General features: G+C 34.2%; 1 protein-coding gene, 1 rRNA gene and 4 pseudogenes. 1 reads left to right on the top strand and 5 read right to left on the bottom strand.

All coding sequences use genetic code 11. The features are described 5' to 3' along the window. A 5S ribosomal RNA gene (gene rrf, locus AC1DKZ_RS32495) occupies positions 1 to 108 on the top strand; the annotation flags it as partial. A 151-nt stretch (positions 109 to 259) separates the two neighbouring features. Here rrf and AC1DKZ_RS32490 read toward each other — a convergent pair. The 5 genes and pseudogenes from AC1DKZ_RS32490 to AC1DKZ_RS32470 form a co-directional block, all read right to left on the bottom strand. Next, complete coding sequence (locus tag AC1DKZ_RS32490) at positions 260 to 718, bottom strand: ASCH domain-containing protein (RefSeq protein ID WP_476997941.1); 459 nt, start codon at positions 716 to 718, stop codon at positions 260 to 262. A 247-nt stretch (positions 719 to 965) separates the two neighbouring features. Continuing rightward, positions 966 to 1,732 (bottom strand): annotated as a pseudogene (locus AC1DKZ_RS32485) (M20/M25/M40 family metallo-hydrolase); the annotation flags it as partial. 292 nt (positions 1,733 to 2,024) lie between these two features. Then, a pseudogene (locus tag AC1DKZ_RS32480) lies at positions 2,025 to 2,670 on the bottom strand (ABC transporter permease); the annotation flags it as partial. After that, positions 2,663 to 3,315: pseudogene (locus AC1DKZ_RS32475) on the bottom strand (ATP-binding cassette domain-containing protein); the annotation flags it as partial. The pseudogenes AC1DKZ_RS32475 and AC1DKZ_RS32480, both read right to left, overlap by 8 nt. After that, positions 3,290 to 3,910: pseudogene (locus AC1DKZ_RS32470) on the bottom strand (response regulator transcription factor); the annotation flags it as partial. The pseudogenes AC1DKZ_RS32475 and AC1DKZ_RS32470, both read right to left, overlap by 26 nt. Between the last annotated feature and the right edge of the window lie 589 nt (positions 3,911 to 4,499).

Here is a 4,499-nt window from a genome sequence, read left to right as displayed (position 1 = left end):
TGATGGCAGAGAGGTCACACCCGTTCCCATACCGAACACGGAAGTTAAGCTCTCTAGCGCCGATGGTAGTTGGGACCTTGTCCCTGTGAGAGTAGGACGTCGCCAAGCAACTTTAAGACGAGTCAGAATGACTCGTCTTTTTTGTGTTTAATGAAATAAGCTTGTTATTAATGGCTCAAGAAATCCATTGATAACAAGCTTATTTGTTTAAAGATAAATGTATTTATCTAGTATGGACTTCCGGTAAAATCGTTATTTATCATAGCTTCACTTTGTTTTTTACATCGATAAGCTTAAAACGTTCGCAAACGAGCAGCATATCTTCAGAAAAACTAAGATCAAGTTCGCTTAGTTCCTTTGTAAAGAACTGTATATGGGTGTCTCTCCAGTAACTATAGGTACGATCGCCTTCGCCTTCAGCGATAGTGAATTCTTCAGTCACTTCATTCATTGGCATTATAGTTACTTCTATTGTCTTAATAATAGCTACAGGTTCATCCTGACTATTGAGTACAATACTATAATCGTTAGTTGTTGGTAGTGGTTCGTTTTCTAATTCATAAAAAATATGGCCGGAGCATGTTGCGGTTTTCACACCATCAATGACTAGTTTAGCGAGATAATCAGGAGAATCACCAAATTGCCAAGCTGTAACAGATTCTGGTTTTTCATTGTTTCCCCAATAAGTATCCCAATATGATTGTGCTAATGGATTCATTTGTATATTTACCTCACTTTAGTTAAAGTTCACTTTCTTTATAAGCCCTGGACAATTTTCCTATTTGTAATAGCTTTGTAGTCATTTAAAATTTGTATTGTTGTATTACGGATTAATAAAGATAATACGCTGAATGAATAGAGTTTGTAAACACGTTCTGTCCATTTATGGCCATCTTTCCCGTAGACGCCCATATAAATAGATGGGATGTTTAATTTTTGGATTGTTTCGTATGGTAATGGATATAGTTGTTATGTAGTCTATTTGTGATTTGGGCTGCAATAAAATTAGGATCAATGCCAGACAATGTATCACCTACATGTACTTCTCTTCCATAAATATAGAAACAAGGAAGAAGTTTACCTGAAGTTCTTGTATAAATGTAGCGCGGAGTATCTCCATCATATAAAGGTATTATAAAATCATTGTTAAAGCCAAACGATACTGTAATTGTTTTTCTTGCTTCAGTCTTTCGAGTTCGGTTAAGGCAGAGATAATTCCACGATGTTCCTCTTCTTCATCTTCATTGAATAAGAGAAGTAAATTTCCTTCAAATAAATGCACATGTTCTGAGAAGTACAGTATATTGGCTAGATGAATGGCAGCGCCACTTTTCATATCAAGAGAACCACGGCCGAACAGCCACGCTCCAGGTTTTGCATCGGTTTGAAAATATTGTTCGAGTGTTTCAGGAGAGAAAGCATGTTCTTTTAACGATTCGAAGTCTTCAATGCCAACCGTATCTAAATGAGAAGGATAGATAATAGTAGAAGTTGAATCATGTGTCCCTTTTACAAACGCAAATGCATTTTTCCTCCCTATTGGATCATGAGGGACATATTGAATCCATACATGCTCAGGATATTCTTGAAAATAAGGGAAGCTTTTTAAAATACCATATAGTTCATCTATAATACCGACTTCGCCGATGGTGCTGTTAATACTATTAAATGAAACTAAATGATTTGTTAGCAATTCGACCTGCTTTTCTAATTGTGTATATAGACATAGGATGAAACCTCCTTAAATCTTATAATTGGGAGTCTTTCGTAGAGAAGATAAGTGCAAGTGAAATATAGTACGATTACTTAAATGCAAGGAAGTAGTTTCATGGAATGTTTGTTCTGTATTGGTATAATGGGCATATTCAATCAATTGAGGTGTTTATTTTTAATTCAGTGTCGATTGATAGCAAAGAATATTCTGATTATTAATATTGATCTATTACCCACTATGCCATATTGAAGTGAGTAATACTAGAGGTGAAATAGATAAAAACCGATATTCCTTGAATATCGGTTTAATAATATGTGGCTTGTAATTCGTTATTTGCTATATCTAGAGTAGCGGTCCATGGGAATAGGTCTTTATGTTTTGAATTTACGATCATAAGGTTAGTCATTGTAATAATGATTGTTAATATAATAGGCGGTACATAAGTCTTCATTACAAGAGTTAGTAGTACAATAGGTGAAGACGAAAGAAAGAGAAGTCCACCACAGATTAAAAATTTTATGAGAGAGCCTAAAAGTAAGGTGATACTAAACCCAGGGAAGCTACCTATTAGCCCTAATAATAAAGTTAGCGCCCAAGCAACTAAAGTTAGCATCATGATCCAAAGTAATAGAAGGATAAACTTACTTATAATAAAGCTAATACGTGATACTGGGATAGTTAGCAAGTTTTTTAATGTATCTTCCGTGTATTCACGGGTAAATAGATAAGCGATCACAACTCCATATAAGGGGAATCCTATAATCAAAGTAGTGTATAGGTTAACTTCAGTGAACAGTTGGCCAAATAAAATAGTTGGAGTAGGCTTGCTTTGTCTTCATGTGTATATAAGAAGCTACAACCACTAAAAATGGCGCGACACCTGCTCCGATAATACTAATCAAAAACATATTGGATCGTTTCAATTTTAGTAGTTCTGTATAAAGCAGATTAACCAATTGTGCCACCCCAACTAGTTTGGTGAAATAATCTTCTAGTCTATCTTCGCTCATCACAATTTTTAATACTTCAATATCGTTACGAACTAACGTTCTGTCGATGTGTCCTTGCTGTCCAAAGTGAGAATAAACGCGAATATTTCCTTCATCATGTACCTCATAATCAAAAATTTTAAAATGATTTTCTAATAGCATCGCAGCTTTATTATCATTATTTACTTGGAATTCTATGTACTTACGATTGGCTTTACGCAGTGTATCAAGAGAAACTTCTTCTAATAACCTTCCTTCATGAATAATTCCCATACGATCGACTAGTTGTTCCACCTCAGCTAATATATGACTAGAAATGAGTATCGTTATATTTCTTTCTTGAGCTAAAGATTTAATGAGTTTTCGCATTTCTTTAATACCGATTGGATCTAGTCCGTTAGTTGGTTCATCTAGTATGAGTAGTTCAGGATAATGGAGAAGAGCACGTGCAATTCCTAAGCGTTGCTTCATTCCTAAAGAGTATTTTCCTACTAATTTTTTTGTTTCGTGCTGCAAGCCTACAATTTCTAATGCTTCTTCAATTGCATTCCTTTTGTGAACTCCAATTATCTTTGCATTAATTAATAAGTTCTCTCTTGCAGTTAAGTTTTCTAATATGTACCATAACGGTATTATCATCTTCTATATAATTAGCGTCCCACACATTTCGGAAGAGTTTTGTTTTTGTAAATAATTGCTCTGGGTTGGAAGAGAAGAACTTTACTAGTTTAAGTTTTTTTTCGGTTAACGCAATCTCTTGTCCGTTCGTAGGGACTTGTGTGTTTTTTTAAATCAATGGTTAGTCCCTTAAATGTTAAAGTTGTTTTTTCTTGTAAGTTAGTGTTGCTTCCGAGAAATAAAAAACGTCGCATAAGAGCCTTTACTCTTGCAACCACTTCGTGAATACTGAAAGGCTTCGTAATATAATCATCAGCACCGATGCTTAAGCCTAAAGTTTTATCAACTTCGTGATCTTTAGCAGTTAGCATTAATAATAGGAATGTTAGTTGTATCTCTAAGCTTTCTACATACTTCGATCCCATCTACTTTAGGCATCATAAGATCTAATATAAAGAGGTTATAGTTGTTTTGATTAAATAATTGCAGACGTAGTATCTACTATGTATAACTCTCGTTCTAAATATCTTTTTAATAAATCACGGATTTCTTTATCATCGTCTGCTATAAGAATACATATATCTTTCATATCGTCACCTGATTCTAATAGAATGGTTATTGATAGTACAATTTGATAAACACAGGGGAAAAGGGAGCAGTAATGAAAAATAAAGCAACTTTCTACTTATATACTATTAATTATTAAAATAAGGTTGTCAGTTTAGCTGAAAAGAATCAATCGTATGAGTTCGGTAAGATGGGGGAAGCAAGTCCTTTGTAATAGAGAAGTTTCTAAATTGTAGAAGGATAGATTAATAAAGAAAAGTAGACGATGGTTTCTATTTTAATGAAATCTTTATAGGGCCTGATTTAGAGCTAAAATGGTGTGAACATATTAAATTAAATATCTTTGTAAAAAGGTGTTGACGATTAGAGTTTAGAGGTGTAATATAGAACAAGTCGCCGATAGCAACAACGCAGAAAGCGACAAAAGAAATAAAAAAACTTGGTTGACATTGAAATATRAAAATGTTAACATAAGGGAGTCGCAAATGAGCGRCARACAAGTTCTTTGAAAACTGAACGAAACAAACAACGTGAACGTCAATTTTTATTTTTAGATGCTAGACAAACTAACTTTATTGGAGAGTTTGATCCTGGCTCAGGATGAACGCTGG

The sequence above is a fragment of the Bacillus sp. 05T21 genome (assembly GCF_056396785.1).
Note: the sequence above shows the minus strand (reverse complement) of the source record. Positions and strands in the feature narration are given on the sequence as shown.

Bases quoted from the DNA above. Each gene is read 5' to 3' on its own strand.
- AC1DKZ_RS32490 (WP_476997941.1), bottom strand. From the start codon at position 718: ATGAATCCATTAGCACAATCATATTGGGATACTTATTGGGGAAACAAT.